Annotated in this window: 22 protein-coding genes; 11 read left to right on the forward strand and 11 right to left on the reverse strand. The window is 72.1% G+C overall.

Going from position 1 to position 26,415, the window contains the following annotated elements:
- Positions 1-30: 30 nt before the first annotated feature.
- Positions 31-2,187: a terpene synthase family protein gene (locus ACFPLC_RS21295; protein WP_378200846.1), complete on the reverse strand. Its 2,157-nt coding sequence runs from the start codon at positions 2,185-2,187 to the stop codon at positions 31-33.
- A 202-nt stretch (positions 2,188-2,389) separates the two neighbouring features.
- Here ACFPLC_RS21295 and ACFPLC_RS21300 point away from each other — a divergent pair, with 202 nt between their 5' ends.
- Together ACFPLC_RS21300 and ACFPLC_RS21305 are read left to right on the forward strand one after the other, a co-directional pair.
- Positions 2,390-2,686, forward strand: a complete 297-nt coding sequence (locus ACFPLC_RS21300) for a GNAT family N-acetyltransferase (protein WP_378200583.1) — start codon at positions 2,390-2,392, stop codon at positions 2,684-2,686.
- Positions 2,687-2,838: 152 nt separating this feature from the next.
- Positions 2,839-3,855, forward strand: coding sequence for a S1 family peptidase (locus tag ACFPLC_RS21305; protein ID WP_378200580.1), 1,017 nt, complete (start codon positions 2,839-2,841; stop codon positions 3,853-3,855).
- Between the two features lie 101 nt (positions 3,856-3,956).
- Here ACFPLC_RS21305 and ACFPLC_RS21310 read toward each other — a convergent pair whose 3' ends face one another.
- Complete coding sequence (locus ACFPLC_RS21310) at positions 3,957-4,580, reverse strand: class I SAM-dependent methyltransferase (protein ID WP_378200577.1); 624 nt, start codon at positions 4,578-4,580, stop codon at positions 3,957-3,959.
- A 76-nt stretch (positions 4,581-4,656) separates the two neighbouring features.
- A complete protein-coding gene (locus ACFPLC_RS21315) occupies positions 4,657-6,228 on the reverse strand; it encodes a discoidin domain-containing protein (protein WP_378200575.1) in 1,572 nt (523 codons plus the stop codon).
- 170 nt (positions 6,229-6,398) lie between these two features.
- Between ACFPLC_RS21315 and ACFPLC_RS21320 the strand changes: the two genes are divergently transcribed.
- From ACFPLC_RS21320 to ACFPLC_RS21335, 4 genes are all read left to right on the forward strand, one after another.
- The gene (locus ACFPLC_RS21320; protein ID WP_378200572.1) at positions 6,399-7,127 is read left to right on the forward strand and encodes an SDR family oxidoreductase; all 729 of its coding nucleotides are present in this window, start codon (positions 6,399-6,401) and stop codon (positions 7,125-7,127) included.
- Positions 7,128-7,224: 97 nt separating this feature from the next.
- Positions 7,225-8,424 carry a cytochrome P450 gene (locus tag ACFPLC_RS21325; RefSeq protein ID WP_378200569.1) on the forward strand — a complete coding sequence of 400 codons (1,200 nt, stop codon included), beginning with the start codon at positions 7,225-7,227 and terminating at the stop codon, positions 8,422-8,424.
- 72 nt (positions 8,425-8,496) lie between these two features.
- Positions 8,497-9,324, forward strand: coding sequence for an SCO6745 family protein (locus ACFPLC_RS21330; RefSeq protein WP_378200566.1), 828 nt, complete (start codon positions 8,497-8,499; stop codon positions 9,322-9,324).
- Between the two features lie 62 nt (positions 9,325-9,386).
- Complete coding sequence (locus ACFPLC_RS21335; RefSeq protein WP_378200563.1) at positions 9,387-10,142, forward strand: SDR family NAD(P)-dependent oxidoreductase; 756 nt, start codon at positions 9,387-9,389, stop codon at positions 10,140-10,142.
- Positions 10,143-10,229: 87 nt separating this feature from the next.
- Here the strand turns inward: ACFPLC_RS21335 and ACFPLC_RS21340 are convergent, their stop codons facing one another.
- Together ACFPLC_RS21340 and ACFPLC_RS21345 are read right to left on the reverse strand one after the other, a co-directional pair.
- Positions 10,230-11,093, reverse strand: coding sequence for an IS5 family transposase (locus ACFPLC_RS21340; protein WP_378235762.1), 864 nt, complete (start codon positions 11,091-11,093; stop codon positions 10,230-10,232).
- Positions 11,094-11,224: 131 nt separating this feature from the next.
- The gene (locus ACFPLC_RS21345) at positions 11,225-11,779 is read right to left on the reverse strand and encodes a CGNR zinc finger domain-containing protein (protein ID WP_378203990.1); all 555 of its coding nucleotides are present in this window, start codon (positions 11,777-11,779) and stop codon (positions 11,225-11,227) included.
- A gap of 97 nt (positions 11,780-11,876) precedes the next feature.
- Here ACFPLC_RS21345 and ACFPLC_RS21350 point away from each other — a divergent pair, with 97 nt between their 5' ends.
- Positions 11,877-12,731 carry an alpha/beta fold hydrolase gene (locus ACFPLC_RS21350; RefSeq protein ID WP_378204002.1) on the forward strand — a complete coding sequence of 285 codons (855 nt, stop codon included), beginning with the start codon at positions 11,877-11,879 and terminating at the stop codon, positions 12,729-12,731.
- A 122-nt stretch (positions 12,732-12,853) separates the two neighbouring features.
- A complete protein-coding gene (locus ACFPLC_RS21355) occupies positions 12,854-14,911 on the forward strand; it encodes a PQQ-dependent sugar dehydrogenase (protein ID WP_378203987.1) in 2,058 nt (685 codons plus the stop codon).
- Positions 14,912-14,946: 35 nt separating this feature from the next.
- On the opposite strand, the gene ACFPLC_RS21360 is transcribed toward ACFPLC_RS21355, so the two are convergent.
- Positions 14,947-15,972, reverse strand: a complete 1,026-nt coding sequence (locus tag ACFPLC_RS21360; RefSeq protein WP_378203984.1) for a carbohydrate kinase family protein — start codon at positions 15,970-15,972, stop codon at positions 14,947-14,949.
- A 159-nt stretch (positions 15,973-16,131) separates the two neighbouring features.
- On the opposite strand from ACFPLC_RS21360, the gene ACFPLC_RS21365 reads away from it, so the two are divergent.
- Positions 16,132-17,412, forward strand: coding sequence for a 6-phospho-beta-glucosidase (locus tag ACFPLC_RS21365; RefSeq protein WP_378203981.1), 1,281 nt, complete (start codon positions 16,132-16,134; stop codon positions 17,410-17,412).
- On the opposite strand, the gene ACFPLC_RS21370 is transcribed toward ACFPLC_RS21365, so the two are convergent.
- On the reverse strand, positions 17,409-17,819 hold the full coding sequence (locus ACFPLC_RS21370; RefSeq protein WP_378203978.1) for a RidA family protein: 411 nt from the start codon (positions 17,817-17,819) through the stop codon (positions 17,409-17,411). The genes ACFPLC_RS21365 and ACFPLC_RS21370 overlap by 4 nt on opposite strands.
- A 55-nt stretch (positions 17,820-17,874) precedes the next feature.
- Entirely contained in the window at positions 17,875-18,576 is a 702-nt protein-coding gene (locus ACFPLC_RS21375; protein WP_378203999.1) for an SDR family NAD(P)-dependent oxidoreductase, read from the reverse strand.
- Positions 18,577-18,772: 196 nt separating this feature from the next.
- Here ACFPLC_RS21375 and ACFPLC_RS21380 point away from each other — a divergent pair, with 196 nt between their 5' ends.
- Complete coding sequence (locus ACFPLC_RS21380; RefSeq protein WP_378203974.1) at positions 18,773-19,963, forward strand: cytochrome P450 family protein; 1,191 nt, start codon at positions 18,773-18,775, stop codon at positions 19,961-19,963.
- A 269-nt stretch (positions 19,964-20,232) separates the two neighbouring features.
- A complete protein-coding gene (gene kstD / locus ACFPLC_RS21385) occupies positions 20,233-21,957 on the forward strand; it encodes a 3-oxosteroid 1-dehydrogenase (protein WP_378203971.1) in 1,725 nt (574 codons plus the stop codon).
- On the opposite strand, the gene ACFPLC_RS21390 is transcribed toward kstD, so the two are convergent.
- The 3 genes from ACFPLC_RS21390 to ACFPLC_RS21400 all read right to left on the reverse strand — a co-directional run bounded on the left by ACFPLC_RS21390 (position 21,954) and on the right by ACFPLC_RS21400 (position 26,399).
- Positions 21,954-22,976, reverse strand: a complete 1,023-nt coding sequence (locus ACFPLC_RS21390) for an LLM class flavin-dependent oxidoreductase (protein ID WP_378203968.1) — start codon at positions 22,974-22,976, stop codon at positions 21,954-21,956. The genes kstD and ACFPLC_RS21390 overlap by 4 nt on opposite strands.
- A gap of 11 nt (positions 22,977-22,987) precedes the next feature.
- Complete coding sequence (locus ACFPLC_RS21395; protein ID WP_378203965.1) at positions 22,988-24,127, reverse strand: Glu/Leu/Phe/Val dehydrogenase dimerization domain-containing protein; 1,140 nt, start codon at positions 24,125-24,127, stop codon at positions 22,988-22,990.
- A gap of 565 nt (positions 24,128-24,692) precedes the next feature.
- On the reverse strand, positions 24,693-26,399 hold the full coding sequence (locus ACFPLC_RS21400; protein ID WP_378203962.1) for a TIGR03086 family metal-binding protein: 1,707 nt from the start codon (positions 26,397-26,399) through the stop codon (positions 24,693-24,695).
- Positions 26,400-26,415: the final 16 nt, after the last annotated feature.

Consider the following 26,415-nt stretch of genomic DNA (forward strand, 5'->3'; position numbering starts at 1 on the left):
TGCCCGGCGGAGTGGCCAGGGCAACGCCGTTCAGTGACCCGCGGGCAGCAGGGACGAGATGCGCAGTGACGACGTGCCGATGCCGGTGGGACCGCCGAACACCGCGCCTGACACCGGGACCGCCGCCGGGTGGTAGCCCAGCTCCGGTTCCGTGTAGCGGGGTGCGTTCTCGTGCCAGTGGACCATCCCGGCCATCCAGTCGCGCAGCTCGCGGACGAAACCGAGCAGGATCTCCTCGGTGGTGTCGTCGCGGAACAGGGCGGGCAGCTCAGTCGCCGCCGCGTGGTCGAACTCCGCCAAGCGGGCGTGGACCAGGTCGGTCACCACTTCGGCCGCGCGCTCCTCCGTGCAGTCCAGGAAGGTGCGCACCACCAGCACCGCGTTGTGCAGCTCGCCTTCGTACTGGATTTCCTTGCGGTAGGAGTACAGGTCGTTGACCAGGCCCGCCACGTCCGCCGCCGCGTGTTCGAGCGTCTGCACCGGACGGGCGCGGTGCAGCTCCGGTGGCACCGCGCGGCCGCGCGCGAGGCTCATCGTGAGGTCCGCGCCGAACGTGCGGCGCCGCATCTCGACGTAGTCGATCGGGTCGGGGATGCGGTTCTGGGCCTGGTTCGCCAGCTCCCACAGCCAGCTCGACGTCATCGCCTCGACGGCCCGGCGCGCGGTGGGCCTGCTCTCCGCCGCGGTTCGCGGCCAGAGGTCGGCCAGGCCCGCTTCCAGCGGCGTCGTCGGCGTCGGCATCGGCGCGCCGTTCGCCGGCATGAACGCCGGCAGGCGCCGGGTGGCCGCCTTCGCGCCGGCGAGATCGCGGGTCGCGCCGAACACCATCGGGTAGTGGTCGTCGGCGTAGGCGCGCCAGGTCAGCCAGTCGCTCGTGACGTCGAGGGTGTCGGCCGTCGCGTCCGGGTGGATGCCCGCCGCGCACAGCGGCAGGTCGGCGGCCCGCAGCTTCCGCTCGTCCCACACCACGCCGTCGAGCAGGCCGGTGCGCCGCGCCCAGTCGACGTTGCGGGCGCGGGCCTCGGACAGGTGCGGGCTGAGCCGCGGCGGCACCGGCAGGTCGAGCGACGGCCGCGGCAGGCCGGCCGCGGAAAACGGTGCCGAGCGGTAGGCCCGCAGCCGCTGCGGCGCGGTGGCGAGCACCGACGCGAAGATGCGGGCCGCGGAGGTGCCGAGGCCGCCTGCGCCGCCGAGGTCGGGGCCGCCGCGGCCGTCCAGGGCGCCTTCGTTCATGTACCGGCTGGAGCGCAGGTGCCATTCGTGCCCGCCGGACTGCCAGTCCTGCAGGCCCTTGACGTAGGCGAACGTCGCCGCGCGCGCGGCCGGGTCGACGCAGTGGTCGTCGAACAGGGCGGGCACCTCGGTGAGCGCGGTGTGCTCGAACTGGTGCAGCCGGGAGGTGATCAGGTCGTTGACCGCTTCGGCCGCCTCCTGGGTGCCCAGCCCGAGGAACTTCTCGAACACGAGCACGCCGTTGGACAGCTCGCCTTCGTCCTGCACCTCGCGCTGGTAGGAGAACAGGTCGTTGCGGAGGTGGACGCTGTCGGCGAAGCAGTCGCGCAGGACCTCCATCGGCCGCGACGCGGCGATCGCGTCCGGCACCTCGGCGTGCACCGAGTGCTCGACCAGGTTCGCCGACCACGGTGCGCCGCCGACCTTCCGCCGCATCTCGACGTACTCGATCGGGTTGGCGAGCCGGCCTTCGTTGATGTTGGCCAGCTCCCACAGCGACTCGTCCAGCAGCGCCTTCGTGCTCGCGACGAACCGGCGCCGCCAGCCGGCCGACCGGTGCGGGACCGTCCGGTTCCACAGGTCGGTGAGGCCGCGCTCGACCGGGTTCTCCGGCGTCGCGGTGATCTCGCCCTCGGCGGGCATGAACAGTTCAAGGCGGTCGAGGTAGCCGCGGGCGCTGTCGATGTCGCCGGTGCGCTTGTACAGCTCGAGGAAGTGGTCGTCGAAGTAGAAGACCCAGACGTACCAGTCGGTGATCAGGTCGAGCTCTTCGGCGCCGGCGTCGGGGTGGGTGTACGCGCAGAGCAGGGCGTAGTCGTGGGCGTCGAGGTCGCGCTCGGTCCAGATCACCGTGCCGTGCTGGGGCACGTCGATCATGTCCAGCTCGCGCGCCCACGCCTTGCTGTGCTCGCGCGCCCGGTCGAGGTGCGGGTTCAGCCGCGCCGGGTAGGGCATGTAGAACTCGGGGAGGACGAACGGCTGATCGGGCACACCGCGAGGCAACCAGCCGGTCGCGGTGTCCGCCAAGAGGAACAGTCGCGAAGCACCCGAACGGGACGGGCGCTTCCCCCGGCCGGCCCAGCGGCCTTCCCGGCCCGATCGGCGTGCCGTGGCGGGCCGTCGCACCATGGGGGTGTCCGGCGAACGAGGAGAGCAGATGACCGACGAAAACCGGGTGGTCGACAACCCGGACGAAAACCGCTACGAGCTGTGGCAGGGCGAGAAGCTGGCGGGGATCGCGCAGTACGACCGCCGCGGCGACCTCACCGTGTTCACCCACACCGAGATCGACGACGCCTTCTCCGGCCAGGGGCTGGGCAAGGTCCTGGCGGCGGGCGCGCTCGACGACGTCGTCGCCCAGGGCCGGACGATCGTGCCGGTCTGCCCGTTCATCGCCGGGTATCTGAAGAAGAATCCCGGGTACGAGGACCACGTCCGCTGGCCGCGCGAGTAGGCCGGACGGGGACGTCTGTTACGCCGTTCGGGGCGGTCTGAGAGGTATGTCCGGTTCCCTTGGTTATTAACCAACCTTCGTCGGTAGTGCGTTGGTTGCCCGGCAACGAAAGTGTCGGCACCGGCTTCGAACGCCCACCCTGGAGGAAGTTGATGACTCCCCGGAAGACCGCCCTCAAGGCCCTCGCCGTCTTGTCGGCCGCCGCGCTGACCAGCGGCGTTTGCGCTTCGGCGGCTACCGCGTCCCCCCTGGCCTTCGCCGAGCTGCAGGCTCGGGCGATCACCGGCGCCACCCAGGTGGCCGACGCGCTCGGTGCCGCCTCGGGCGGCGTCTACCTGGAAAACGGCAAGGCCGTCGTGAACGTCGTCGACGACGCCGCGCTGCGGCAGGTGCAGGCCGCCGGCTTCACCGCGAAGAAGGTCAAGCACACTTTCGCCGCGCTCACCGGCGTGAAGAACCAGCTCGACGCGGTGAAGAACGTGCCGCAGACCGCGTGGGGCATCGACACGAAGACCAACCAGGTCGTGGTGAAGATCTACGACGCGGCCAGCCAGGAGACCGCCGGCAAGGTCGCCGCGGCCGCCGCGAAGTACGGCGACAGCGTCCGCGTCGAGCACCGCACCGGCAAGCTGTCGCTGTACATCGCCGATGGCGACGCGATCCAGAACAGCCAGGGCCGCTGCTCCCTGGGCTTCAACGTGACGCGCGGCGGCTCGCCGTTCCTGCTCACCGCGGGCCACTGCACCAACCTCGGCGGCACCTGGTCCGGCGGTGACGTCTCCGGCGCGCAGGTCGTCGAAAGCGACTGCCCCGGCGCCGACTCCGGCCTGCTGACCCGCCCGAACGGCACCGGTCCCGGCGAGGTCAACACCGGCCAGCCGATCACGTCGGCGGCCGCGCCGACCGTCGGCGAGCAGATGCAGAAGCAGGGCTCGACCACCGGCGGCGGCAGCGGCGAGGTGACTTCGGTCGACGAGTCGGTCAACTTCGACGTCGGCGTGCTCAACCACGAGTTCGGCACCACCGCGCACACCGACCACGGCGACTCCGGCGGCCCGGCCTACGACGGCTCAACGGGCCTCGGCACGCTGTCCGGCGGCGACACGGTGACCAGCTACTTCTACCCGCTCACCCTCGAGCTGCAGGCGTACGGCCTCGAGCTCGCCTGACCCGGTGCAGTGAATGACTCATTCCTGGCGTCCGACGCCAGGAATGAGTCATTCACTGCGTCGCCGCCCGCTCACCTTCCGTCGGGGGAGGTGAGCGGGCTTCAGGCTTCGAGGCGGCGGGCGCGGTAGACGGCGTCGGTGTGGTGGCCCTCGCCGCGCGTCTCGCACGTCTCGACCACCCACTGCCACGGGTCGCCGAGGTAGCCGGTGATCTCCTCCGGCTCGAAGTACAGCTCCTCCGGCGGCTTCTGGCCGTCGAACTGCCGCATCGCCTTCGGCGAGTGCCCGACGACCAGCAGCGAACCGCCCGGCCGGATGGCCGCCGCGGCCGCGGTGAACACCTTGCGGCGCAGGTCGGGCGGCAGGTGCATGTACTGCGCCGAAACCAGGTCGTACTCCGCTTCCGGCTGCCATTCGACGATGTTGCGGTGCAGCCAGTTCACCGTCACGCCCGCCTCGGCGCCGGCTTCCGCCGCGCGGGCCAGTGCGGTGGTCGAGATGTCGACACCGTCGACCGTCCAGCCCTGCTTCGCGAGCCAGATCGCATCGCCGCCCTCGCCGCTGCCGAGGTCGAGCGCGTGCCCGGGTTTAAGCCCTTCGACCTCGGTGCGCAGGTTGGCGTTGACGTTCCCGCTCCAGATCCGGTGCTCGTCACGCTGGTACATCGCTTCCCAGAAGTCCTGCTTCAGCATGGCTTCGACGGTCATCGGGTGCTCGTGGGGCATGGTTCCTCCTCAAGGACGTCCCCCGAGCATGCGGAAGACGTCCCCGAGAAGGCAAACTCCGTTGCCGGAATGGCAACTAACTCCCGTACACCTGCAGCTCGTACAGCGAGTAGCCGTACGACGTTCCCCGCGTGACGCCGTTCATCCGCACGTACCGGCCGCTGCCGGTCAGGCCGGTGAGGTCGTCCGTGCCGCCGTTGCCGGTCGTGGTGCTGTAGATCGTCTGCCAGGTCGTGCCGTCGGCCGAGGTCTGGATGCTGTACGCCTTCCCGTACGCGGCTTCCCAGGTCAGCTTGACGTGCGACACGGACTTCGTGGCGCCGAGGTCGACGCGCAGCCACTCCGCGTTGCTGCCCTCCTTGGACGCCCACCGCGTGCTCGTCAGGTTGCCGTCGAAGGCCGCGCTCGCCGGGTACGACGACGATTCGGTCGAGGACGCCGTCGCGGCTTTGCCCTGCGACAGCAGCGTTTCCGACCCGCCGCCGGTCACCGTGACGCCGAGCGAAGCCGTCTTCGTGCCGCCGGTGACGGTGATCGTCGCCGAGCCGGGGGACGCGGTGGCCGCGGCGGCGACCGTGACGGTCGACGTCCCGCCGGCCGGCACCGACGCGGGGGCGAAGGAGACGGTCACGCCCGCCGGGGCGCCGCTCGCGGAGAGCGTCACGGCGTCGGCGGAGGTCACGGTGGCCGTCGCCGACGCACCCGGCGCGACCGACACCGACGACGGCGTCACGCTGAGGCCGGACGCACTCGCCGCGGTGAACGTCCAGCGGGCGGCGGTGCCGGAGCAGCTGCCCGCGGTGAGCGTGCTGCCCGAGGCGCGGAAGCACTTGCTGCTGGACTGGATGTCCGAGATGGTGCCGTCCGGGTTGATCGACCACTGCTGGGCCGGGCCGCCGGTGCAGGTCTGGAGCACGATCGAGCTGCCGGAGATGCCCGCGCACTTGTCGTTGATCACCAGGAAGGCGCCGTGGAAGGTGAACCGCTGCTCGGCCGTTCCGGTGCAGGCGGCCACCTTCAGCGTGGTGCCGCTGCTCGGAGCGGCCAGGCAGGTGCCGGTGGAGTCGTTGCGGTACTGGCCGACCGTGGTGTTCGGCTGCGCGCCGCCCCAGCACTCACCGGTGCCGGTGTCGAAGATCGGTGTGGCGTCGTAGGGCTCGTTCGACGGCGGGTCGACGACGACCGGTTCCATGACCGGCGTGTTGTCGGGGTTGTAGTGCGTGAGCGCGTCTTCGCAGTCGATCGCGTCGAAGGCGCTGCCGCCCTGGCCGCCGAGCCAGAGGTCGATGTGCCGCAGGCCGGGTCCGCCGTTCGGGCCGTGGCCGTTCCAGTCGTCGGAACACTCGTCGCAGCCGTCCTCCATGATGAAGTACTTCTTCACCCGCGGAACCCAGACCCTGGTGCCGGGCTTGAGCTCGTTGCTGCTGGTGGCGAAGGTGATCGGGTCGGCGTAGGTGCCCTTGCCGCCCGCGGTGTCGTGGATCTGCGGGTAGGAGATGTCCCCGCCGGGCGGGGTGTTGTCCCACCAGCCGTAGAAGGTGAGGAAGGTCGGCTGGGTGGTGGCCGCGCTCGCCGCGGGAGCGCCGGTCAGCGCGGTGGCCAGGGCGAGGACCAGGGTCACGACGAGCACGAGCGCGCGCCGGGTCATGCTGCCTCCGAGGGGGCTGGGCGGACGATGACTGCGGCGTGGCTCCAGGTTCGCGGGGCTGCGGGCCGCCGTCAAGACCTATTCGTAAAGTTTCCTAACGAACTGGGTTTCGTGTTCCGCTCGCCGGGAAAACCCGGCGCCCACCGGGCTTTCCCGGCGAAGATGGCGGTATGAGCGAACAGCGGGAAATCGTGATCACCGGGGGCGGCACCGGCATCGGGCTGGCGATCGCCGCCCGGTTCGCGGCGGCGGGGGAGCGGGTGACGGTCACCGGGCGGCGCAAGGACGTCCTCGAAGCGGCGGCGGAGCGGATCGGCGCGCGGGCGGTGTCCTTCGACGCGAGCGACCCGGCGGCCGTGCAGGCCGCGCTGGCGGACCTGCCCGAGCGGGTGGACGTCCTGGTCAACAACGCCGGCGGCAACACCGACCGGGTCCGGGAGGCGCCCGCGGCCGGCGACCTCAAGGGCCTCGCTGACGCGTGGCAGGCGAACTTCGAAGCCAACGTGCTTTCCGCCGTGCTCGTCACCGCGGCACTGAAGCCGCGCTTCGCCGACAACGTCCGCGTCGTGACTCTCGGCTCCATCGCGGCGAAGCAGGGCTCGGGCTCGTACGGCGCGGCGAAGGCGGCAATCGAGGCGTGGAACACCGACCTCGCCCGGCAGCTGGGTGCCGGGGGAACGGCCAACGTCGTCGCGCCGGGCGTGGTCCTGGACACCGAGTTCTTCCACGGCACGGTGACCGAAGAATGGCTGGACGCGCGGACTTCCGTGGCGTTCAACCGGCGGGCCGGCCGTCCGGAGGAAATCGCCGACACGGTGCGGTTCCTGGCCGCGCCGGAAGCCGCGCACCTCACCGGCCAGGTCGTGCACGTGAACGGCGGCGCCTACGGCGCCCGCTAGGCCATCCGGGTCGCAAGTGCGGCCGGCGTCCCACGGCGGCCGCCGTCCTCTCCATGGTGGAGGTGTTGACACCACTGGAAGAGAGAGGTGATCCGTCGTGACGGCCGCTCCCGCAACCCCGGACCTCCCGGCGACCCGGCCCGCAGGGTGCCCGTTCGACCCGCCCGCGGAGTACGCCACCCGCCGGGAGTCCGCGCCCACGGCGAAGGTGCGGTGCCCGGCGGGCATGGAAGCGTTCCTGGTGACGCGCTACGCCGACGTCCGCGCGGTGCTCGCCGACCGCACGATGAGCTCGCGCGGCGCGTCTTCGGTGCACGTGAACCCGAACGCCGACCCGGACGAGGAAATCAGCCCGGGTTCGATCATCCAGCTCGACGGCGCCGCGCACGCGCGGCTGCGGAAGAAGGTGATCGCGGAGTTCACCGTGCGGCGGGTGGCGGCCCTGCGCGGGTACGTCCGGCAGCTGGTCGACAGCCACCTCGACGCGATGCTCGCGCACGGCTCGCCCGCCGATCTGGTGCAGCACTTCGCGTTGCCGATCCCGTCGCTGGTGATCTGCGAGCTGCTCGGCGTCCCGTACGCCGACCGCGAGCGCTTCCAGCGGCAGAGCGCGACGATGGTCAGCACCGACGCCACGCGGGAAGAAGGCGAGCAGGCGTACCACGAACTTTCCGGTTACCTGGCCGGGTTGTTCACCGAAAAGCAGCGGAATCCCCAGGACGATCTGTTCAGCAGGCTGTCGTCCGCCGGTGCCGACGACCCGCTGACGATGGAAGAGCTGGTCGTGCTCGGGCTGAGCCTGCTGGTGGCCGGCCACGAGACGACGGCCAACATGATCGCGCTGAGCACGGTGGTGCTGCTGGAGCACCCCGGTGCGCGGGAGGCGGTGCTCGCCGAGCCGGAGCGGGCGGTGGAGGAGCTGCTGCGGTACCTGTCGGTGGTGCAGTGGGGGGTGCTGCGGTACGCGACCGAGGACGTCCAGGTGGGGTCCCGGCCGGTGCGGGCGGGGGAGTGGCTGGTGGCCGCGTTGAACTCGGCCAACCGCGACGAGTCGGTGTTCGCGGGCGCGGACAAGCTGGACTTCGAGCGCGAGTCGCCGCGGACGCACGTGGCGTTCGGGTTCGGGGCGCACCAGTGCGTCGGCCAGCAGCTGGCGCGGGTGGAGCTGCAGGAGGCGTTGACGGGGTTGTTCCGGCGGGTCCCCGATCTGCGGGTGGCGGTGCCGCGGGAGGAGCTGGAGTACAAGCACAACACGCTCGTGTACGGGCTCCGGGAGCTGCCGGTCGCCTGGGGCTGATTCCCGGGGGTGGCTGCGCGATCGGTCTGGGACGCTGGACCGCGCGAACGTCCGATCCCGTGAGGAGTGGCCATGACAGCTCGGCGTCTCTGGGCGGCCGTGGAACCGTTGCACGCCGTCGTCTACTTCGCGCCCGAGACGGCCGAAGCGGCGAAGGTGGTCGGCCTGCGCGGCTACTGGATGGGCTACTTCGCCGGGCGGCTGGCGCCCCTGGGCCCGATCGGCCCCGGACCGGCGACGGCGGTGCTGTTCGGCTTCGCGCCCTCGATGGTGGCCCGGGCGTTGCCGGACGCGTGGTCGTTCGCCTCGCCCGAGGCCGTCGTCGGCTCCCGGATGGAGGCGGTGGCCTCGGCGTTGCGCCCGGTCGCGGCCGACGTCTCGGAGCTGAGCGCGCTGCTGTGGCGGGCGGTGGACGCGTGCGAGTTCGACGGCCGCCCGCTCGCGGCGGCGTGGGCCGCGGTGCCGGAGCCGGCGGACCCCCTGTCCCGGCTGTGGCTGGCGGCGACGATCCTGCGCGAGCACCGCGGCGACGGCCACGTCCTGGCGGCGGTGCACGCCGGGCTGGGCGGCCTGGAGACCACGCTCACCCACATCGGTGACGGCGTGCTCGGCCGCGCGAACATCCAGCCCCATCGAGGCTGGTCGGACGCCCAGTGGGACGCGGCGGTGGACCGGCTGCGCGCCCGCGGCATCCTCGACGCGGACGGCGTCCTGACCGACGACGGCCGGGCGCTGCGCCGCCGGATCGAGGAGGACACGGACCGCCTGGCGGCCGCGCCGGTCGAGGCACTGGGCGCCGACGTCGAGCGGCTGCTGGAGCTGGCCGTGCCGCTGAGCCGGGCGGTGATCGACACCGGCGTGGTGCCGGTGCCGAACCCGATGGGCGTGCCGCGGCCCTGAGGCGTCGATTCCGGGTGCCCCCATTCGACGCAGGGGCAGAACCGGACACTCGGGAGGACTCCATGACGTTGCTCGACGGCAAGAACGCGATCGTCTACGGCGCCGCGGGGCGGATCGGCACCGCCGTCGCCACCGCGTTCGCCGGGGAAGGGGCGCGGGTGTTCCTCGCCGGCCGGACCCGCGCCCGGCTGGAGGAGGTGGCCGCCCGGATCCGCGAGGACGGCGGCCGGGCCGAGACGGCGGTCGTCGACGCCCTCGACGAGCGAGCGGTGGACGAGCACGCCGCCGCGGTCGCCGCCGAGGGCGGGATCGACGTTTCGGTCAACCTCATCCCCCACGGCGACGTCCAGGGAACACCGCTGGTGGACATGGCGCTCGCGGACTACGAGCGCCCGGTGGTGACGGCTGTGCGTACCCAGTTCCTGACCGCCCGCGCGGCGGCCCGCCACATGATCGCGCGGCGGTCCGGGGCGATCCTGTTCTTCGGGGGCGCGGCCGAGCCGCTCCGCGAGTTCGAGGTCGGCGGGCTGCAGGTGGCGTTCCACGCGGTGGAGGCGATGCGCCGCCAGCTCGCGGCCGAGCTGGGCCCGCACGGAATCCGCACGGTGACCCTCCGCACGGGCGGCATCCCGGAGACGCTCCCGGAGGATTTCGCGGGCCGCGCGGAGCTGACGGAGAACATCGCGGGCAAGACCATGCTAGGCCGCGCGGCCACCCTGGCCGACGTGGGCGCGGTGGCGGCCTTCGTGGCCTCGGACCGGGCGGCCTCGATGACGGCGGCAACGGTGAACATCAGCTGTGGCGCCCTGGTCGACTAGAGCCGATATCGAACCCGCCTGCTGGTCGCGCCCTCCCGCAGGTCGTGAGTGAGAAACAGTGTTCTAAGAGCCTGTCTTGGATCTTGGTTAGGTGGTCCTGGCCCGCTGTTTCTGGCGGGTCAGGCGCCTGGTCATGATAGTGATCATGGAGAGGTTGATGAAGGCTGCGGAGTGCTCGGGCAGGCGTTCGTAGTCGCGGACGTTGCGGCGGGCTTGGGTGATCCAGGAAAAGGTGCGTTCGACCACCCAGCGCCGGGGCAGGATGACGAAGGTTTTCTGACCGACGATTTTCTTGACGATGTCGAGTGTCATCCGCAGGGTTTTCCTGGCCCAGTCGACGAGGTCGGCGCTGGTGTAGCCGCCGTCGGCCCACACCCATCGCACGCCGCGGTGGGCGGCGTGCAGCGCGGGCAGCAGCAACCGGGCGGCAGTGCGGTCTTGCAGGTTGGCCGCGGTGACCAGCACGACCAGCAGCAATCCTTGGGTGTCGGTGGCGATGTGGCGTTTGCGGCCGTCGATCTTCTTCCCGCCGTCATAACCCCGGCCGGCGCGGGCGACGGTCTCGGCGGCCTTGACCGACTGGGAGTCGATCACCGCCGCGCTCGGGGCGGGATTGCGTCCCGCTTTCACCCGGATCCTCTCCCGCAGCCGGTCCCGGATCCGCTCGAACACCCCGGCCTTGGACCAGCGGGTGAAGAACCCATGCACCGTCTGCCACGGCGGGAAGTCCGGCGGCAACGCCCGCCATTTGATGCCGTTGTCGGTGACATAACGCAAGGCGTCGACGATCGCGCGGCGGGGATGTTTCTCCGGACGGCCACCTGCCGCGGTCTCGCACGCGGGCGTGGGCAGCAGCGACTCCAGCAGCGCCCACTCGGCATCGCTGGTGTCGGAGGGGTAGCGACGCGGACGACAGCCCGCTGACGTGGCCTTACCGGCGGCAGGGTACAAAGAAGACCGGGCCTCTGCTGGTCGTGATCATGATGTGGTGTCAAGATCATTAGCAGAGGCCCGACCCATACCCACAGACGGCATCAAAAACAGGCTCTAACCCTGTTTCTCACTCACGACCCCGGCGGGTCTTACCGGGAGCCGTCGCGTTGTTCCACCAGGAGCCGCTGGTGGCGGGCCGCGCGGACCCGGTCGCCGCAGGTCGTCGAGCACCAGCGGCGGCGGGCGTGCTCGCGGACGTAATACCTGATGCAGCCGTGGGCCTCGCACGGCCGCAGCAGCGGCCCCAGCTCCCCGCTCACCACCTCGATCGCGTCCCGCGCCACCGCCGCCACCGCCGCGTCGAGGCTGCCCGGGCGGGTGCTGACCCACTCGCGGACCGGTCCTGCACCCCAGGTCAGCGAAAGGGCGGCCCCGTCCGCGCCGGCCGCCGCGTTCACCGCCGACACCGCCGCCGTCTCCGGCGCCCGGCCTTCCGCCAAGGCCGCCAGCAGCTCTCGGACCGCCGCGCGCAACTCCGTCAACCGGCCCAGCGAAGCCTCGTCCGGCACAGCCGCCGCCAGCTCGTGCGACGTCAGCCACGAAGCAGCGAGTGCGGGCGTGGCGAGGTCGTCTCCCGTCACGCGCGCGGTGTTGACCAGTGCCAATGCCGGCGAGCGCTCCTCGCCGGGTGCCGCCGTGACCATGTCCGCCTCCCGAAGTCCGTCCCCGAAGTGTCCCCGACCGTTGACAGCCTACGCCGTCTCATGGATAAATAAAGCAATAAACATGAGAGGACGTGCCATGGTCACCGTGCACCACCGCTACGCCACCGTCGACGGGCACCGGCTGTTCTACCGGGAGGCCGGTCCCGCCGACGCCCCCACGATCGTGCTGCTCCACGGCTTCCCGACGAGCTCGCACATGTTCCGGCACCTCATCCCGGCGCTGGCCGACCGCTACCACGTCGTCGCGCCGGACTACCTCGGCGCCGGTGCGTCCGACGCGCCGCCCACCGGCGAATTCACCTACACCTTCGACGCGCTCGCCGAACTCACCCTCGCCCTGTTCGACCAGCTCGGCCTCGGCCGCTTCGCGCTCTACATCCAGGACTTCGGCGCGCCGGTGGGCCTGCGCATCGCGGCCGCGAACCCGGACCGGGTGACCGCGATCGTCACGCAGAACGGCAACGCCTACGTCGACGGCCTGGGCGCCGGGCTGCCGCAGAAGCTGGCCGCCGGCACGCTGTCCGAGGACGATCTGCAGGGCATGGTCACCCTCGAAGCCACCAAGGCGCAGTACCTCGACGGCGTTCCCGACCCGTCGCTGGTCAGCCCGGACGTCTGGATCCACGATCAGGCGCTGCTGGACCGGCCTGGCGCCGCGGCGATCCAGCAGGCGCTGCTTGCCGATTACCACCACAACATCGCCCTCTACCCGAAGTTCCACGAATACTTCCGGGCCAGCCGGGTGCCGCTGCTGGCCGTCTGGGGCGGGAACGATGAAATTTTCATCGCCGACGGCGCCCGCGCCTACGCCCGGGATCTGCCCGACGCCGAAATCCACCTGCTCGATTCCGGCCATTTCGCACTGGAAACGCACTTGGACGCCATTGCCGGGTACATCCGGGGTTTCCTCGGGCGGGTGCTGCCGGGCTGAATCCGCTTTCCGCCGAGCGGGATGACGGTTGCCACCCGGGCCGTTCACTCCTAGGGTCGCTGACGAGATCGCCTTGCGCGATCCGGGAGCGCTCCGCCGTCATTCACCAGATGGAGGACGGAATGAGCAGACGGATTCGGGTGGGGGCGATCGCTCTTGCGCTCGCCGCCGCGACGGTGACAGCGGGGCCGGCGGAGGCCGCCGACCCGTTGCTTTCACAGGGAAAGCCGGTGACGGTCTCGTCCTCGGGCGGGTGCTGCCCGGCGGCGAACGCGGTCGACGGGAACTCGAGGACCCGCTGGGCGAGCGCGTCCGGCGTCGATCCACAGTGGATATACGTCGACCTGGGCGCGGCCGTGCACGTCAGCCGCGTCCGGCTGCAGTGGGACGCTTCCTGTGCCACCGCCTACGAAATCGACACCTCGGCCGACCGCGTCACGTGGACGAAGATCTACGCGACGACCGCGGGCAAGGGCGGTGTCGAGGACCTGACCTCCCTCGACGGCACCGGCCGGTACGTCCGCGTCTACGGCACGAAACGCTGCCGCACCGACGCGTCGAGGGGCTATTCGCTGCAGGAATTCGGTGTCTACGGCTCGGCCGGTGACGTCCAGCCGCCGTCGCCGCCGGGCACGCCGTCGCTCGTCGGGGTCACGTCCACCAGCGCCACGATCGAGTGGACCGCGGCCACCGACGACGTCGGCGTCACGGGCTACGACGTCTACCGCGACGGCCAGCTCTGCGCGAGCACGACCGGCGCGCTCACCGCGACCTGCGGCAACCTGGGCCCGAACGGCAGCTACGGCTTCTACGTCAACGCGCGGGACGCGGCCGGGAACGTCTCGCAGGCCAGCGGAACGCTCGTGGTGAAGACGCCGCCGTCCGACGACCACACGCCGCCGTCCGCGCCGTCGAACGTGCACACCACCGCGGTGAACAGCACGTCGATCGGCCTCGCGTGGACGGCGTCCACCGACGACGTGGGCGTCACCGGGTACCGCATCTACGACGGCGGCACGCAGATCGGGACGTCGGACACGGCGAGCACCACGCTCGGCGGCCTGACCCCGGCCACGGCGTACCACCTGCAGGTGCGGGCCGTGGACCGCAACGGCAACCTCAGCGCGCCGAGCACCCCGGTCCTGGACGTCACCACCACCGGCGGGTCGAGCTGCTCGCCGTCGCAGGGCGTCTGCGGTGCCACGCAGATCACCACGGACGACGACGTCGTGTGGGGCCTGACGACCCTGCCGGACGGCACCGTCCTCTACACCCAGCGCGACGTGCACGACATCGTCCACCTGAACCCCGCGACCGGGGCGAAGACGACGATCGGCACCGTGCCGGGGGTGGACGACACCGACGGCGAGGGCGGCCTGCTGGGCGTGGAGATCAACCCGGTGTCGTTCGCCACCGACCACTGGCTCTACCTCTTCCACACCTCGGCGAGCGACAACCGGATCGTGCGGGTCAAGTACGACCCGGCCGCGGACTCGCTCGACCTGAGCTCCGAGCAGGTCCTGCTGACCGGTATCGCGCGCAACAAGTACCACAACGGCGGCCGCCTGCGGTTCAGCCCGGACGGCCGGTACCTGTTCGCAGGCACGGGTGACGCGCAGAACACCGCCACCGCGCCGAACACGAGCAGCCTCAACGGGAAGGTGCTGCGGATCAACCCGGACGGCTCGATCCCGGCGGACAACCCGTTCCGCAACGCGGTGTGGAGCTACGGGCACCGCAACATCCAGGGCCTGGCGTTCGACGCCCAGGGCCGGCTGTGGGAGCAGGAGTTCGGCAACAACGTCATGGACGAGACGAACCTGATCGTGAAGGGCGGCAACTACGGCTGGCCTTCGTGCGAAGGGACGTCGGGTTCGTGTGACGGCTTCGTCGCCCCGAAGCGCACTTACCCGGTGGCGCAGGCTTCGTGCAGCGGAATCGCGATCGTCAACGGCGCGCTGTACGTGGCGTGCGAGCGCGGCACGCGGCTCTACCGGGCGGTGATCAGCGGCGACACGCTGACGAACGTCCAGTCGTTCTTCACCGGCACCTACGGCCGGTTGCGGACGGTCGAGCCCGCGCCGGGCAGCCAGCTGTGGCTGGCGACCAGTGTGGACGGTGACAAGGACGGCATCCCGCACAACAGCCACAACCAGATCCTGCGGGTGTCGGTGGGGTGAGACGGCGGTGCTGACCGGGACCGGCCCGGTCCCGGTCAGCGCCAGCTGTCGTCGCCGAACCCGAGGGTCACCGGGCCGCGGCGGATGCCGGCCACGGTTTCCGACGGCAGCACCTCGTCCAGGAACGCGTACTCCGGGCTGCGGGTCCGCGCGTGCCACTGCGCGATCTCGTGCCAGCCCGGGGCCGCCAGCGCGCCGCCGAAGTGCTGGACCGACAGGCTCGCCGTGAGGCACGCGAACCGGAGGCGCTCGACCAGCGGCCAGCCGGTCAGCGTCGCGGCCACGAACCCGGCGCCGAACACGTCGCCCGCGCCCGTGGCGTCGAGCACGTCCACCGGGAGCGCCGGGATCGCCGCCGTCTCGCCGGTCGTCCCGTCGACCGCCAGCACGCCCTCGCCGCCGCGGGTGATCACCGCGATCGGGACCAGCTCCGCGAGCCGCGACAGCGCCGCTTCGGGCGTGTCCGTGCGGGTGTAGCGCATCGCCTCGATCTCGTTCGGCAGGAACGCGTGGCAGCACGCCAGCTGCTCCAGCAGCGCGGGCGACCAGGCCTCGGACGGGTCCCAGCCGACGTCGGCGAACACCAGGCTGCCGTTCTGGTGCGCGGCGTGGACCCACTCGGCCGTGTCGAGCCCGATGTGCGCCACCGTCGCGCGGCTCGGCGGCGGCGAACCGGCGAGCTCGGCGACCGGCACGGGCGGCGGGTGGCCGTGGGTGACCATCGCGCGGTCGCCCGCGTAGGCCAGCGAGACCGTCACCGGCGAGTGCCACTCCGGGAACCGTCGCGACCGCGACAGGTCGATGTGCTCCTGCCGGGCCAGCACGTCCCAGCAGTACCGCCCGTAGACGTCGGTGCCGAACGCCGCCGCCAGCGACGTCCGCAGGCCGAGCCGGCTCAGCGCGACCGCGAAGTTCGCGATCCCGCCCGGTCCCGAGCCCATGCCGCCCGTCCACACCTCGGTGCCCGGGGCCGGCGGGTGCTCGAGCCCGGTGAAGACCAGGTCGAAGAACAGCAGGCCGGACAGGAAGACATCGGTTTCGGGTGCGGGCTCAGCCGGCACGGGCGCCTCCGGGGGATCACGCAGCGGTCGGCCCGAGCCTGCGTCAGCGGCGCGAGATTCGCAAGGGCTGGACCGTTTCGGCCACGGATTGCGCGCTTCGGGCTGCTAGGGTCGGCGGATGCGGCTTGGGTGTCACTCGGTCGAGGGAAGTGCCCCGCGATGAGGCTGGCGATCCTCGGCGGCGGCGGGTTCCGCGTGCCGCTGGTGCACGGGGCCCTGCTCGACGGCGGCGAGATCGCCGAACTCGTCCTGCACGACGTCGACGCCGGGCGGCTGGCGGCGATCGAACGGGTCCTGGCCGAACAGGCCGCCGGCGCGGCGAACGCGCCGCGAGTGCGCACCACCACCGACCTGGCCGCCGCGGTGTCCGATGTGGACTTCGTGTTCTCGGCCGTCCGCGTCGGCGGCCTGCGCGGGCGGCGGCTGGACGAGCGGATCGCGCACGCGGAAGGCGTGCTGGGTCAGGAAACCGTCGGCGCGGGCGGGATCGCCTACGGGCTGCGGACGGTCCCGGTGGCGGTCGCCCTCGCCCGGCTGATCGGCGAACTGGCGCCGCGCGCGTGGGTGGTCAACTTCACCAACCCCGCCGGGCTGGTCACCGAAGCGATGGCCGCGCACCTCGGCGGCCGGGTGATCGGCATCTGCGACTCCCCGGTGGGGTTGTGCCGCCGGGTCGCCCGGGCCCTCGGGGTCGACGCGGCGGCGGCGAAGTTCGACTACGCGGGGCTCAACCACCTCGGCTGGCTGCGCTCGGTCCGCGTCGGCGGTGAGGACGTCCTGCCGCGGCTGCTCGCCGACACCGCCGCGTGCGAGTCGTTCGAGGAGGGCAGGCTCTTCGGCGCGGATTGGCTGCGCACGCTCGGCGCGATCCCCAACGAATACCTGCACTACTTCTACTTCGCGCGCGAGACCGCCGATTCGGCGTCGCGCGGCGCGTTCCTGCTGGAGCAGCAACGCGGTTTCTACGCGAACCCCTCGCTGGCGTCGTGGGAACGCACGCGCCTGGAACGCGAAGCCACGTACATGGCCGAGACGCGCGAAGGGGAGCGTGACGACCTCGAAGGCGGCGGCTACGAGAAGGTCGCGCTGGCTTTGATGCGCGCGCTCGCGCACGGCGAGCGCACGACGCTGATCCTCAACGTCCGCAACGGTTCCGCGCTCCCCGGGGTGCCGGGCGACGCGGTCGTCGAGGTCCCGTGCACCGTCGACGCGGGTGGGGCCCGCCCGCTCGCCACCGGGCCCCTGCCCGACCACGCACTGGGCCTGGTGACGACGGTCAAGGCCGTCGAGCGGGCGGTGATCGAGGCGGCGACGACGGGTTCGCGCGCGGCGGCGCTGCGGGCCTTCGCGCTGCACCCGCTGGTCGGCTCGGTGCCGGTCGCCCGGCGGCTGCTCGACGCCTACGCCGCCGCGCACCCGGAACTCGCCTACCTCGCCTAGCCCGGCACGGCGGCGACCGCCTCGACCTCCACGGCGAACTCCGGCCGCGCCAGCCCCGCCACGACCGCGAGGGTCTGTGCCGGGTAGTCGCCGTCCGGGAACCACGCCGCGAAGGTTTCGGCCTGCGCGGCGCGGTAGCCGTCGAGGTGCTCGGTCCCCGCGACCAGCGTCAGCAGCTTGACGAGGTGCTCCGGCCCGGCGCCTTCGGCCGCGAGGAGCGCACCGAGGTTGGCGAAGAGCTGATGGGCCTGCGCTTCGGCGCCGGGACCGGCGAGCGTGCCGTCCGGTCCGACGCCGAGCTGTCCGGCGAGGAAGACCAGCCGGTGCCCGGCGGGGACCTCGGCGAGGTGGCTGTACCGCCCGAGCGGAGGGGCGACGGTGTCGGGGTTCCAGCGGCGTGGCTTCACCGCGTGATGATCGCAGATCGGGCTCCCCGCGCGGACCGCTACGCCAAACGCGCCCCTAGACCGCCGCCATCGCGTTGAACTCCGCTTCGGCTTCCCGCTCGGTGCGGAGCTTCCACGCCTCCTCGGCGATGTCGTCCGGATCGAGCGTTCCCACCGTGAAGCCGTGGTCCCGGGCGGTGAACACGCGGTGGATGTCGCCGCGCTCGATGAGGCCGCCGATGGTCAGGATGCCGGCGTGCACGCCCTTTTCCCGCAGGGCCGCGTGCAGCGTGAGCACGTACATCCGCAGCGCCGCCGACGCCGGGGCGAGGCTGCCGAGCATCGGCATCGGGTACTTGCCGCTCAGGCCACCGGCGAACAGCAGCGAGCCCGAGCCACGGGCGAGGAAGCCCGGCAGCACGGCTTCGACGAGGTTCGCCGCCGGGAGCACCATGGCGTCGAACGACCCGCGCAGCGTGCCGGCGCCGGCTTCGGTGAGCGGGGTGATGCCCGGGCCGGCCGTGGCGTCGGCCGGCCCGAAGTACACCGTGTCGATCTCGCCGGCGTCGGCCGTGATGCGGACGAGCACGTCCTGGAGCTGGGCTTTGTCGGTGACGTCGGCCGTGTAGGTGAGGGCGTTGACGCCGGGGAGCGACTCGCGGTAGGCCGCGTGCCGGGTGTCGGTGCGGGAAACCAGCGCCGTGGTGAAGCCTTCGCGGCCGAAGCGGCGGGCGATCGACAGGCCGAGCCCGGGACCGACGCCCAGGACGGCGAGCACTTTCGGCAAGGGAAACCTCCTCAAGTTGAGTATGTCCTCAACTTAGCCGTAAGTTGAGAGTGTCGTCAACTTGCCCGCGTGTCCATAAAGGACGGGCACGCGGGTGAGGCCGTCCGGGCGGTTTCCGGCGTCCGGACGGGTTCCGGCGTGGTCGCTTGCCTTCCGCGACCCGGGAGCGGCGCTCATCATCGGCGCCATGACCGCTGTCTATCCCGCCGAGAAGGACCACCCCGCCGTCCCGATGGGGGCCATCTACGCCGGGCACCCGCCGGTGTCCCGGATCGCGTTCCCCAGCGGGCACGAAGGCTGGCTGGTGACGCGCTACGACGACGTCCGCACGGTCTTCTCCGATCCGCGGTTCAGCCGCAACCTGCTGTACCCGGGCGCGCCCTGCCTGATCGAGCCGGGTGACTTCTCGACCGGCGAGCACAGCATCCTCAACATGGACCCGCCCGACCACACGCGCCTGAGGCGGCTGTCGGCGCAGGCGTTCACCGTCCGCCGGATCGCCGCGCTGCGGCCCCGGATCCAGGAGATCGCCGACGGGCTCCTCGACGCGATGATCGCGCACGGCCCGACGGCGAACCTGGTCGAGGAGTTCGCGTTCCCGCTGCCGACCCTGGTCATGTGCGAGCTGCTCGGCGTCCCGTTCGCCGGCCGCGAGCGGTTCCGGCAGTGGTCGCGGGTGATCGTGACGCCGATGCAGCACGCCCCCGCCGACGTCGAGCAGGCCCGCCGTGACGGCGCCGAGGACATGGCCGCGCTGGTGGCGGAGAAGCGGGCGAGGCCGGCGGACGACTTCCTGAGCGCTCTGGTGCACGCCCGCGACGAGGACGGCGACCGGCTCACCGAGCCGGAGCTGATCGACCTGGCCACGCAGCTGCTGCTGGCGGGCCACGAGACGACGGTCAGCCTTATCGGCTGCGGGATCGTGCTGCTGTGCCGGCACCCGGAGCAGCTGGCGGCGTTGCGCGACGATCCCGCGCTGACGTCCGGGGCGGTCGAGGAGATCATGCGCTACGACGGGCCGGTGGACTCGTCGCTGCTGCGCGTGGCGCTCGAGGACGTGTGGCTGAGCGGGGTGCTGGTGCGCCGCGGCGAGGCGGTCCTGGCGCACGTGGGGGCGGCCAACCGGGACGAGAACGCGTTCCCGTCGGCGACGGAGTTCGACATCCGCCGGAAGGACGCCCAGCAGCTCGGCTTCGGCCACGGCATCCACTTCTGCCTCGGTGCGGCGCTGGCCCGGCTGGAGGGGGAGATAGCGCTCCGGGCCCTGGTGGACCGGCTGCCGGGGCTGGCGCTGGCGGTCCCGTGGGAGACGATCACCTGGCGGCCGCCGCTGTCGGTGCGCGGGCCCGAGGAGGTCCCGGTGACCTGGACAACCTGAGTCACAGGGCGGCAGCGCCCGATCAGGCTCGCCGCGGCGACGGCCCGAGCGCAGTGAATGACTCATTCCTGGCGTCCGGCGTCAGGAATGAGTCATTCACTGCATCAGGACAGGCGCCCGGTGGCCACCTGCGCTGAATGCCCGTTCCCATTGGCGCCACCGGCCCAGCCGGGGCGGGCGGTGCTGCTCCACTCGGGTAGAACCTGTTCCAGTTTCGGAGTTGTTGCGTAGACCATGACCTTCGCCGTTCCCGCGAGCGAGGAGTCGCCATGGATGCCGATCTGACCCGCCGTCAGCTCCTCCGCGGCGGTGCCGCCGGGGTGGGCCTCGCCGTCACCGCCGGGCTCGCCACGCCTGCCGCGGCCGCGCCGCTGGGCGAGTACGACGTCGTCGTGGTCGGCTCCGGTGCGGCGGGCATGACCGCGGCGCTGACCGCCGCCAAACGCGGCCTCAGCGTCGTCGTGCTCGAGAAGGCGCCGACGTTCGGCGGGTCCGCCGCCCGGTCCGGGGCCGGGATCTGGATCCCCAACAACCCGGTGCTGCTCGCCGCCGGGGTGCCGGACACGCCCGCGAAAGCCGCGCAATACCTCGCCGCCGTCGTCGGACCGGACGTCCCCGCCGCGCGTCAGGAGGCCTTCCTGCGCAACGGCCCGGCGATGATCTCGTTCGTCATGGCCAACAGCCCGCTGCGGTTCCGCTTCATGGAGGGCTACAGCGACTACTACCCGGAGCTGCCGGGCGGGCTGCCGAACGGCCGGTCGATCGAGCCGGACCAGTTCGACGGGAAGCTGCTGGGCGCCGAGCTCGCGAACCTGAACCCGCCCTACCTCGCCACACCGCCCGGGCTGGTCGTCTTCAGTGCCGACTACAAGTGGCTGAACCTCGCCCTGGTGAACGCCAAGGGCGCCGCGGTCGCCGCCGAATGCCTCGCCCGCGGCACGGCCGCCGCGCTCGCCGGGCAGAAGCCGCTCACCATGGGGCAGTCGCTCGCCGCCGGGCTGCGCGTGGGCCTGCAGCGGGCCGGCGTCCCGGTGCTGCTCAACACCCCGCTCGTCGACCTGAACGTCGAAAACGGCGCGGTGACCGGGGTTGTGACGCCGAACGGGCTGGTGCGGGCCCGGCGCGGCGTGATCGTCGGCTCCGGCGGGTTCGAGCACAACGCCGCGATGCGCGCGCAGTATCAGCGGCAGCCGATCGGCACCGACTGGACGGTCGGCGCGAAGGAGAACACCGGCGACGGCCACCGCGCCGGGCAGCGCGCCGGCGCCGCCCTCGACCTGATGGACGACGCCTGGTGGGGCCCGGCCATCCCGACCCCCGGCGACCCGTACTTCTGCCTGGCCGAACGCACCCTGCCGGGCGGCCTGATCGTGAACCAGGCCGGGCAGCGGTTCGTCAACGAAGCCGCGCCCTACAGCGACGTCGTGCACACCATGTACGACAAGAACCCGGTGGCGCCGGACATCCCGGCGTGGCTGATCGTCGACCAGAACTACCGCAACCGGTACCTGTTCCGCGACATCGCGCCGCTGCTGCCGTTCCCGGACGCCTGGTACGCCGCCGGCGCGGTCTTCAAGGCGTCGACCGTCCAGGACCTCGGCGCGCAGATCGGCGTGCCGCCGGCCACCTTGAAGTCCACTGTGGACCGGTTCAACGGGTTCGCCCGGTCAGGGGTGGACACCGAGTTCCGCCGCGGCGCGAGCGCGTACGACCACTACTACACGGACCCGGCGGTGACGCCGAACTCCTGCCTGGCACCGCTGTGGGCGGCGCCGTACTACGCGCTGCGGCTGGTCCCCGGCGACCTCGGCACGAAGGGCGGGATGCGCACGGACGCCCGGGCGCGGGTGCTGCGCCCGGACGGCTCGGTGATCCGCGGCCTGTACGCGGCCGGCAACGCGAGCGCGGCGGTGATGGGCCACAGCTACGCCGGCGCGGGGTCGACGATCGGCCCCGCGATGACGTTCGGCTACATCGCCGCGAACGACGTCTAGAACTCCTTCTCCACCAGGGGAAGCACCTCGGTGCCGAGGAGTTCGATGGCCCGCATGACCTCGGCGTGCGGGACGCCGGACCAGTCCATCTGCATCGCGTACCGGTCCGCGCCGGTGAGCTTGCCGACCGCGATGAGCCGTTCGGCGATCTCCTGGGGGCTGCCGACGAACAGCGCGTTCGCGTCACGCGTGTACTCGTCGTACTCCGCGCGGGTCGGGACCGCCCAGCCGCGCGCGCGGGCGCCGTACTTCATCGTCTCGAGCCAGTACGGGTAGAAGGTTTCCTTGGCGTCCTGCGACTTCTCGGCGATGAAGCCGATCGCGCCCATGGTGACGTGCAGGTCCTGCTGCTCGCCCGCTTCCCCGGCCTGGCGGTAGAGGTCGACGAGCGGGGCGAAGCGTTCGGGCTGCCCGCCGATCACCGCGTACACCACGGGCAGGCCGAGCAGGCCGGCGCGGATCGACGACTCCGGGTTGCCGCCGGTGCCGACCGAGATGCGCAGGCGCCTGCCGTACGGCCGGGGCAGGATCCGCGCGTTCTCCAGTGGCGGGCGGAACCGGCCGGACCAGGTCAGCGGGTCTTCACGGTCGATGCGCAGGAGCAGGGCGAGCTTCTCCTCGAAGAGCTCGTCGTAGTCGCCGAGGTCGTTGCCGAACAGCGGGAACGACTCGGTGAACGACCCGCGCCCGGCGAGCAGCTCGGCGCGGCCGTGGCTGAGCTGGTCGAGCGTGGTGAACTGCTGGTAGACGCGGACCGGGTCCTCGGTGCTCAGCACGGTGACGGCGGAACTGAGGGTGATCTGGTTCGTGACGCTCGCGGCGGCCGCCAGTACCGTGCCCGGGTTCGAGATCGCGTACTGGTCGAGGTGGTGCTCGCCGAGGCCGTAGAAGCCGAGGCCCAGCTCGTCGGCGAGCTTGATCCGCTCGAGGGTGTTGGCCAGCGTCTGCGCGACGGTGGGCTGCTCGCCGGTGCGCGGGTCCGGCGCGCGGTCGCCGAAGCTGTAGATGCCGAGTTTCATACAACGCTCAACTACTTTGGGGGCGGATTCGTTCCCTGTGGCTCTGACCCGAACCGGGCCTGGATGGCCTCGAGGTTCTTCTCCGACAGCTGCAGCGCGGCCGCGCGCAGGCTTAGCCCGTCCAGGGTGGCGACCTCGAACATGCTGGTCACCAGGGCCCGCATCCGGGTGCGAACCTTGCCGAAGGCTTCCTCGGCGTCCGCGCCGACGTCGCCGAACAACGTCCACCACCACCACGAGCTGGTCGCCGAGTTGGCGACGAAGTCCGGCACCACGGGGATGCCGCGCGCGTCCAGGAGCTCTTCGGCGTCCGGGGTGACCGGCAGGTTCGCGGCCTCGACGATCAGTTTCGCGCCGATCTTGGCCTGGTTGTCGGCGTCGACGCAGTAGGAGATCGCGGCCGGCACCAGCACCTCGGCCGGCACGTCCAGCCAGGCTTCCGGCGGCAGGAGCTCGTCGCCGGGCTTGAGGTTGTCGCGGTCGATGCCGCCGAAGCGGTCGCGGTGCCGCAGCAGGTTTTCGACGTCGAGCCCGTCCGGGTTGGCCACGACCCCGCGGACGTCCGAGACGCCGACCACGCGCAGCCCGGCGTCGGCGAGGAAGCGGGCGGTGGCGCCGCCCAGCGCGCCGAACCCCTGCAGCACGACGCGGTTGGGTTCGTTTTCGAGGCCGAGCATCTCGAGCCCGGTGAGCGTGGCCTGCGCGACGCCGAGGCCGCCGACCAGCTCGTCGAGCCCCAGGCCGCCGACCTCCATCCGCAGCGCGTCCGCCAGCCGGGCCGTGGCTTCTTCCCGGTCTTCGAGCAGCGGGTAGACGGCCTGGACGGGGCTGACCAGGCCGATTTCGGCGATGACGCCGTCGATGACGTCCTGCCGCAGGCCCAGGTCCTCGCCCATGGTCCAGTACTGCTCGATGAGCGGCCGCATGGCGCGCAGGTACCGGGCGACGACGTCCCGGGCGCGCTCGTCGTGGGGGTCGAAGTCGATGCCGCCCTTGGCGCCGCCGAGGGGGATGTAGCGGCCGTCGGGGTCGTAGTTGAGGCCTTCCTTGAGCGTCATGCCCCGGGCCAGGCCGCGGACCTCGAACAGCGAGCAGCCGCGGCGCATCCGCAGGCCGCCGCTGGCGACCCCGCGCACGAGCCGGTCGATCACCAGGTACCCGCAGGTCGGGGCCGGGAGGGCTGGGGCAGGTTGGGGCAGGCGGGGCGGGGCGGGCCGGGGCAGGTTGGGGCCGGGCGGGCCGGGGCAAGGCGGCCCGGAGCAAGGCGGGCCGGGGCAGGGCGGCCCGGAGCAAGGCAGGTCGGGGCAGGGCGGGCTGAGGCAGGTTGGGGCAGGCCGGGGCAGGGCAGGCCTTGGAGCAAGGCAGGCCGGGCAGGGTGGGCCGGGGCAGGGCAGGGCAGGGCAGGTCGGGGCGCGGCGGAGCAGGGCGTGCCGGGGCAGGGTGGGGCAGCGCGGGCCGGAGCAAGGCAGGCCGGGGCGGGCCGGGCCGGGGCGCGGCGGAGCAGGGCGGGCCGGAGCACGGCAGGCCGGAGCAGGCCGGGGCGGAGCAGGGCAGGGCAGGCCGGAGCAGGGCAGGCCGGGGCACGCGGGCCGGGCGAGGCCGGGGCGGAGAGGGCGGGGCGGGCAGGGCAGGGCGGGGTGGGCGGGCGGCGCCGTGCGTGCGGGAGTGCCGGGGGCCGCAAGCGGCTCCCGGCTCCCGGCACTCGTGGCCGCCGGCTCAGGCGGTCCACTCCGGGTTGCGGCCCAGGTAGCGGAGCAGCGTCGCTGCCGCGTCGTCGCCAGGTGCCTCCTCCAGGGCCGGGGCGTACGCGAAGCCTCGCAACGGCTCGGCCAGCCGTCGGGCCACCGGGAGCAGCTGCTCGGCCAGCTCCGGCGTCAGCGGGGACTGCTGGCCCGATGCCCGGGCGATGTCCCAGGCGTGGACCGCCGCGTCCAGGGCTGCCGCTCCCACGGCCACCTTGGCCGGGAGGGCTCCCTGCGGCAGGGGTGTCGGGACCGCCTCCGCATCGTGCGCCACCGTGGCGAACGCTGCCGCCGCGGCGGCCAGCGTTGGCTCCAGGTACTCCGGCGCCGGGGCCGGGAGGGTGCCCGAGGGGGCGAACGGGTTGAAGTCCGGGCCGCCCGTTCCGGTGATCTGCGCCGCGTAGCCCAGCTGGTCGCCCGCTGCGTGCTGGAGGACCTGGGTCACGTTCCACTCCGCGCAGGGTGTCGGGGCCGACCAGTCCGTCACGCCCGCGATCGCCGACCGCAGCGCCTCGTGCGCCGCCTCCAGGATCGGCCAGGACGTTCCGCCCGTCAGGCTCGCGAAGAACCGGCGGATGTCCGCCACCAGGACGTCCGTGGCTTCGTGCGCCGCGTAGTGACCCGCCGCGTCGCGGGGGCCGCCGCCGGTCGCGGTCACGTCGTAGCTGTTCCAGCTGACGATGTTCGCGTGGTCGCGCTCGGCGAAGCGGCGGATCGACTGGAAGTCGCCCTTGAACATCGCCAGTGCCGTCGGGACCGTCGTCGGGCCCTCCGGGTGGGACGTGGTGTGCGCGTTCTCGTAGTAGAAGCGGATCGACGAGCCGCCGGTGCGGGTCAGCCAGTACAGCGCCACGTTCGCCACCACGAACTCCGGGTCCAGGTGCTCGCCGAACAGCTGCGCGTTCCACGCCAGCAGGCCCAGCGGCGAGTCCGTCAGCGCGAACGCCAGCGTGTGCGGCTGCTGGCTGTGCAGGATGTTGAACGAGAACATGTTCTCCGAGAACCACTGCAGGTGCGCCAGCGCGGCCTGGTCGGCTTCGCTCAGGTCCGCCATCTCGGCCGGGTCGCCGGAGGGGAACGAGAACAGCTGCGTGACGTGCACGCCGACGACCTTCTCCGGGGCGAGCCGCCCGATCTCCGGCGAGATCATCGACCCGCCGTCGTTGCCCACCGCGCCGTACTTCTCGTAGCCCAGCCGGCTCATCAGCTCGGCCCACGCCGCCGCCGTGCGGTGGGTCTCCCAGCCCGCCGACCGGGTCGGGCCCGAGAAGCCGAAGCCCGGCAGGGACGGGATGACCAGGTGGAACGCCGGCTCCTCGGCCGAGGCCGGCTCGGTCAGCGGGCCGATCACGTCGAGGTACTCCACGATCGAGCCCGGCCAGCCGTGCGTGAGCACCAGCGGCGTCGCGTCCTCCCGCGACGAGCGGACGTGCAGGAAGTGGATGCTCTCGCCGTCGATCTCGGTCACGAACTGCGGATACGCGTTGAGCCGCGCCTCGAACGCCCGCCAGTCGAACTTCTCCAGCCAGTACTCCGCCAGCGCGCGGACCCGCTCGTTCGTGACGCCGTACTCGGCGGGCAGCTCGTCCGGCCACAGCGCCCCGCGCAGGCGGTTCTCCAGGTCCGCGAGGGCGGCCTGCGGGATCTCGACGCGGAACGGGCGGAGGGCGGGGACCGTCATGGTGAACTCCTCGAGA

Source organism: Amycolatopsis plumensis (assembly GCF_042652605.1).
Taxonomy (GTDB): Bacteria; Actinomycetota; Actinomycetes; order Mycobacteriales; family Pseudonocardiaceae; genus Amycolatopsis; species Amycolatopsis plumensis.

What these genes read in the sequence shown, in the direction of transcription:
- ACFPLC_RS21380 (WP_378203974.1), top strand. Translation starts at nt 18,773, where the DNA reads ATGACCGCTGTCTATCCCGCCGAGAAGGACCACCCCGCCGTCCCGATG.
- ACFPLC_RS21295 (WP_378200846.1), bottom strand. Translation starts at nt 2,187, where the DNA reads ATGCCCTACCCGGCGCGGCTGAACCCGCACCTCGACCGGGCGCGCGAG.
- kstD (WP_378203971.1), top strand. Translation starts at nt 20,233, where the DNA reads ATGGATGCCGATCTGACCCGCCGTCAGCTCCTCCGCGGCGGTGCCGCC.
- ACFPLC_RS21365 (WP_378203981.1), top strand. Translation starts at nt 16,132, where the DNA reads ATGAGGCTGGCGATCCTCGGCGGCGGCGGGTTCCGCGTGCCGCTGGTG.
- ACFPLC_RS21330 (WP_378200566.1), top strand. Translation starts at nt 8,497, where the DNA reads ATGACAGCTCGGCGTCTCTGGGCGGCCGTGGAACCGTTGCACGCCGTC.
- ACFPLC_RS21315 (WP_378200575.1), bottom strand. Translation starts at nt 6,228, where the DNA reads ATGACCCGGCGCGCGCTCGTGCTCGTCGTGACCCTGGTCCTCGCCCTG.
- ACFPLC_RS21390 (WP_378203968.1), bottom strand. Translation starts at nt 22,976, where the DNA reads ATGAAACTCGGCATCTACAGCTTCGGCGACCGCGCGCCGGACCCGCGC.
- ACFPLC_RS21350 (WP_378204002.1), top strand. Translation starts at nt 11,877, where the DNA reads ATGGTCACCGTGCACCACCGCTACGCCACCGTCGACGGGCACCGGCTG.
- ACFPLC_RS21335 (WP_378200563.1), top strand. Translation starts at nt 9,387, where the DNA reads ATGACGTTGCTCGACGGCAAGAACGCGATCGTCTACGGCGCCGCGGGG.
- ACFPLC_RS21355 (WP_378203987.1), top strand. Translation starts at nt 12,854, where the DNA reads ATGAGCAGACGGATTCGGGTGGGGGCGATCGCTCTTGCGCTCGCCGCC.
- ACFPLC_RS21300 (WP_378200583.1), top strand. Translation starts at nt 2,390, where the DNA reads ATGACCGACGAAAACCGGGTGGTCGACAACCCGGACGAAAACCGCTAC.
- ACFPLC_RS21320 (WP_378200572.1), top strand. Translation starts at nt 6,399, where the DNA reads ATGAGCGAACAGCGGGAAATCGTGATCACCGGGGGCGGCACCGGCATC.
- ACFPLC_RS21310 (WP_378200577.1), bottom strand. Translation starts at nt 4,580, where the DNA reads ATGCCCCACGAGCACCCGATGACCGTCGAAGCCATGCTGAAGCAGGAC.
- ACFPLC_RS21345 (WP_378203990.1), bottom strand. Translation starts at nt 11,779, where the DNA reads ATGGTCACGGCGGCACCCGGCGAGGAGCGCTCGCCGGCATTGGCACTG.
- ACFPLC_RS21400 (WP_378203962.1), bottom strand. Translation starts at nt 26,399, where the DNA reads ATGACGGTCCCCGCCCTCCGCCCGTTCCGCGTCGAGATCCCGCAGGCC.
- ACFPLC_RS21305 (WP_378200580.1), top strand. Translation starts at nt 2,839, where the DNA reads ATGACTCCCCGGAAGACCGCCCTCAAGGCCCTCGCCGTCTTGTCGGCC.